Genomic DNA, 3,589 nt, shown 5'->3' with positions numbered 1-3,589 from the left:
AAGATGTTGCTGATAACTTGTAGTGATATCTGTCTCTTTTCCTGTTCTAACCTCTGTAACTTTGGGTTTAGAACTAGAATTTGATTCCGTCACAGGTGCTTGTTTACGCTTTTGAAAAGCTGCTTCATAATTTACATCATTACCTCCTTGATGATTTCCAAATAAGGCCGCAATTTTATCCGGATCTTCTTGATTTTCTGGTTTACTTTCTAATGGTTGATTAAAATTCCAATCTTTTGTCATCCACTCATTTCATCCTTTCTAAATTAGGTTACATTATAAGAGATCATGGCAATAGCTTGATTCGTAGTCTGATTAACAAAGATATCCGCTTTTTCGAAATGATAATCCAAAATATAGTCCTTATAAACTTGGTTCATGGCATCATTTTGACTTGACAATTCTTGAGAATAAGCTGATTCTGTCATATAAGATTGAATACGTGTATTATTTTCCCCTAGTTTTTTCAATTCCTGACACTATGCGCTTTTTTCTTTTAAAGACTTTTTGCCCAGTTTAACTTCTTAAGAAAGCCAAATGATATTCTCCATTCAATTTAACTGCTACTTTCTCATGGATAGACTGATTTTCTAAAGAACAAATTTCTCCATATTTCCAACTTTCGTGCTCCCCTGATAATCTAGTGACTGACTTCACTTGATTATCTAAGTTAGCAACTGTAGCACTAAGCTCTTCTTTTGGAATAATTTCTTCAGTAATTATAAATGATTGTTCCCCTATCTTCAACTCTCTGGCTTCTTGCTCATTGATAGCAAATCCTCCTACTAAGCGAACATTAAATAAGTCAGAAACTTTTAGGAGTTCTTCTTTAGAAATATTATCAAGTAGTCTACATTTATAGAAAGTACTATCAATTTTTATGGCAAATTCTCTATTCTTAGTCTGATATAAGTCACCAATCTCCAACATATCATTCTTTATTTCATTATTGGAATCATCGTAAGATATTTCATAAGTATCATCATGATTGCTTACTTTGCTTTCAATATCTTCATATGAGATTAATTGATTAGTTACACCATAATGCTCTCCTTTATAAGCAAATTGATTATAACTTGAGTCGAGAAATTTAACATCATACTTCTCATATGTACATCCAGTCAATCCAAGTAAACTTAAGAAAAAAATGACGGAAAGATAGATCTTTTTGAATTTCATAGTTCTCCTCCTAATTTTCTATAGTTAAATTATCAAAAATCAATAACACCTCTCTCCAATACGTCTTTACAGACTTATTTTGGATATGAAGTAAAGTCAAAACAATTCCCAAACTTCCATCCAAAAATTTAAGACTCCCTTCATTTCCATCAGAATATATAATTAAACACCTTTTCTGCTTACAACTACTAAATTAGCAACAAACAATAATACAACATAAAAAATTAAAGCCAATAAATAGGTTGTGCTTCTAAAATTATTTTCTAAAATTATATTAACTGGTAAAATTACTGGAATCCAAAAAATATTAAGAAAAACTTTATTTGTTGCAAATAATATAAATAAACTTTCTACAACAGCAATAAGTAAATTGCCACCTTTCGCAATAAACAATGTCAATAGCATGTGGAAATGATTTAGCAATATTAGTAATAACCAACTAACTATTCCTACGTAAAAATAATATGAAAAGTGTTCTAACTCTATACCTACAACTACCCATAAAGGAATAGTAAGTAAAGATAATAGTAAATCTAACACAAAAATTTTCGCTCCCCATATACTGGCTGTATTTCTCAAGCCTTTAATATTCTGATAATTATTAGCATTGATTTCTTGTTCAGATACTAATAAAGTGATTATCGTAGTTATCATACAATAGCCTAACATGGGTAAAAAGATAATATTTTCCAATACAATTGTGTTATTTACAGATAATATGTAAATTGGAATTGTCAATAGTTGTATAGTAGACAAAATCAAAATAATGTATAGTTGATACGAACCTTTAAATTTAATCATTTCACTTTTTAGCAATTGGATCATTACTTAACCTCCAATTTAACATTAACAAAGAAACAATAAATAGAATCAATGATAGAAATACGGTAAATACTACCATTTTAACGTCTGTTACATGATTTGTTAAATCTAAATCTCCTGACGGTTTTATATACATAAGACTATAAGCAATTTTATAATGATATGTAAAAGGAAAGAAGAACCAAAAGCTACTTTGAGCGATAAAAGGTGCAACCAAAAAACAAATCAAGGAGTTAATAGATACTAAGATATAGGGGTTGATCCGTTTCGAAAATAGATACAAGAGTGGCAATACCCATATGGATGTTATCGAAATAAGTACTAAACAAATTAAGTCACCAATTATATTCAATGATATTAAGTCGCCATACAAAAAATTACTTGTAAATAATAATATAGCTAAAAACCATACGTTCGAAATGAGTAAATCTTTTAATTTTAAAAGTATCTTTACGATATATATTTTTATGCTATCATTTCGAAAGTATATATTCTGGAAGTTTCCTGCAGCTTCTTCTGCTTTATAATCATATAAAAATAACAATCCAATAAGCGTGTACAAAAAGACGGCTTCCCACCAATATATTGAAAAACTTTCTAGAATACTCGGTCCAACAAGTAATACAGCTATTAAAATCGACAATCCAGGAGCTATTATCAAGAATTTTTTGGATGTATTTTTTCGCTGTTTTAACCATTCTGATTTAAATACTTTTATCATATTGCGTCACCTCCATGAACAATTCTAAAAAATAAAGATTCTAAATCATCACTTTGAACATTCGAACCGTCGTAAAAAATGTGACCATCATGTAAAATAACAACTTTATCTGCCACTTTACTAACTTCATACAGTTGATGGCTAGATAAAAGAATTGTCATTCCTGATTTCTTTAAAGAAATCATTAAATTCAATAATTCCTTTATACCATCTGGATCCAATCCATTGGTAGGTTCATCTAAAATGAGCAAATTTGGACTAGTAATTATTGCCATGCCTAATCCCAAACGTTGTTTCATACCTAAAGAAAAGCTCCCTGCTTTTTTCTTTCCCGTATTAGATAGCCCAATCAAGTTTAATACTTCATTAATTCGTTCGTCAGAAATATCATATAACAATGCTCTTGTTTTTAAATTATCAAATGCAGATAAGTTCATATAGATAGCAGGAGTTTCAATAAGCGCTCCAATCTCATATATGCCCGCATTTTTTCCCCCATTAAAAATAACCGTACCACTATCAGCGTTTTCAAGACCAAAAATAATCTTCATAATTGTTGATTTTCCTGCACCATTGATACCCAATAATCCACAAATACTTCCCTCTTTTATTTCAAAAGAAATATTTTTCAGCACTTCTCTATCCTTATATGATTTTCTAAGTTTTTGAACTTGTATATTCATAACTCTAATTCCTCCTTGTTTTATACTTGTATGTTACACTTTATTTTTCAAAATTTGTTCAGATTTTCCAATTTTACAAAATAAAAAATAGACAGTCCTCAATTTAGAAATGAACTGCACCCCAAAAGTTAGACAGAAAAATCTAACTTTTGGGGTGTTTTTATTATGAAATTAACTTATGAAG

Annotated in this window: 5 protein-coding genes and 1 pseudogene; all 6 read right to left on the bottom strand. The window is 29.5% G+C overall.

Annotated elements, in window-relative coordinates; genetic code table 11:
- Positions 1 to 243: DUF5945 family protein (locus tag QZ114_RS06905; RefSeq protein ID WP_295501366.1), on the bottom strand; the 243-nt coding region annotated here is incomplete at its 3' end.
- Between the two features lie 26 nt (positions 244 to 269).
- Positions 270 to 467, bottom strand: a pseudogene (locus QZ114_RS06900) (peptidylprolyl isomerase); the annotation flags it as partial.
- Positions 468 to 516: 49 nt separating this feature from the next.
- On the bottom strand, positions 517 to 1,179 hold the full coding sequence (locus QZ114_RS06895; protein WP_295501363.1) for a NisI/SpaI family lantibiotic immunity lipoprotein: 663 nt from the start codon (positions 1,177 to 1,179) through the stop codon (positions 517 to 519).
- Positions 1,180 to 1,341: 162 nt separating this feature from the next.
- Entirely contained in the window at positions 1,342 to 2,004 is a 663-nt protein-coding gene (locus QZ114_RS06890) for an ABC transporter permease (RefSeq protein WP_295501360.1), read from the bottom strand.
- Positions 1,982 to 2,722 carry a lantibiotic ABC transporter permease gene (locus QZ114_RS06885; RefSeq protein ID WP_295501357.1) on the bottom strand — a complete coding sequence of 247 codons (741 nt, stop codon included), beginning with the start codon at positions 2,720 to 2,722 and terminating at the stop codon, positions 1,982 to 1,984. Before QZ114_RS06885 ends, QZ114_RS06890 begins: the two co-directional genes overlap by 23 nt.
- Complete coding sequence (locus tag QZ114_RS06880) at positions 2,719 to 3,405, bottom strand: ABC transporter ATP-binding protein (protein WP_295501353.1); 687 nt, start codon at positions 3,403 to 3,405, stop codon at positions 2,719 to 2,721. Before QZ114_RS06880 ends, QZ114_RS06885 begins: the two co-directional genes overlap by 4 nt.
- Between the last annotated feature and the right edge of the window lie 184 nt (positions 3,406 to 3,589).

Origin of the sequence: uncultured Streptococcus sp. (assembly GCF_901875575.1) — a bacterium.
Taxonomy (GTDB): Bacteria; Bacillota; Bacilli; order Lactobacillales; family Streptococcaceae; genus Streptococcus.
Note: the sequence above shows the minus strand (reverse complement) of the source record. Positions and strands in the feature narration are given on the sequence as shown.

Coding starts and splice junctions, on each gene's coding strand:
- QZ114_RS06885 (WP_295501357.1), bottom strand. CDS start 2,722: ATGATAAAAGTATTTAAATCAGAATGGTTAAAACAGCGAAAAAATACA.
- QZ114_RS06890 (WP_295501360.1), bottom strand. CDS start 2,004: ATGATCCAATTGCTAAAAAGTGAAATGATTAAATTTAAAGGTTCGTAT.
- QZ114_RS06880 (WP_295501353.1), bottom strand. CDS start 3,405: ATGAATATACAAGTTCAAAAACTTAGAAAATCATATAAGGATAGAGAA.
- QZ114_RS06895 (WP_295501363.1), bottom strand. CDS start 1,179: ATGAAATTCAAAAAGATCTATCTTTCCGTCATTTTTTTCTTAAGTTTA.